Raw genomic sequence first — 611 nt, forward strand, 5'->3', positions numbered from 1 at the left:
ATTCCCCCCTATGGTTTTGTCCCAGACTTTGTTGCCACTGCCATCTATTTTGACTACCCAGTAGTCATCGTAACCTTTACTGTTTTCACTTTTATCCCCTGAAGCAGAAGAGCCAGAATAACCTGCCAGTAAATAGCCTCCATCAGGGGTTGGAATGGTACTAAAAAGAAAGTCATTGTTATTCCCCCCTATGGTTTTGTCCCAGACTTTGTTGCCACTTGCATCTATTTTGACTGCCCAGAAGTCCGAGCCACCTTTACTGTTTTCACTTTTATCCCCTGAAGCTAATGAGTAAGAATCACCTGCCAGTAAATAGCCTCCATCAGGGGTGGGGGTGGTACTGCGAAGATATTCACTGTTATTCCCCCCTATGGTTTTGTCCCAGACTTTGTTGCCACTTCCATCTATTTTGACTGCCCAGTAATCAAAGCCACCTTTTCCGTTTTCAGTTTTATCCCCTGAAGCATAAGAGTAAGAAGAACCTGCCAGTAAATAGCCTCCATCAGGGGTGGGAGTCGTACTTTGAAGATAGTCAGTACTAATCCCCCCTATGGTCTTGTCCCAGACTTTGTTGCCACTGCCATCTATTTTGACTGCCCAGTAATCCCAGC

At 45.3% G+C, this 611-nt stretch carries 1 protein-coding gene; it reads right to left on the minus strand.

Features of this window, described 5'->3' with window-relative positions; all coding sequences use genetic code 11:
* Positions 1–611: hypothetical protein (locus GJS45_RS23585; protein ID WP_202928168.1), on the minus strand; the 611-nt coding region annotated here is incomplete at both ends.

The organism is Cyclobacterium salsum (genome assembly GCF_010119245.1).
GTDB classification, from domain to species: Bacteria; Bacteroidota; Bacteroidia; order Cytophagales; family Cyclobacteriaceae; genus Cyclobacterium; species Cyclobacterium salsum.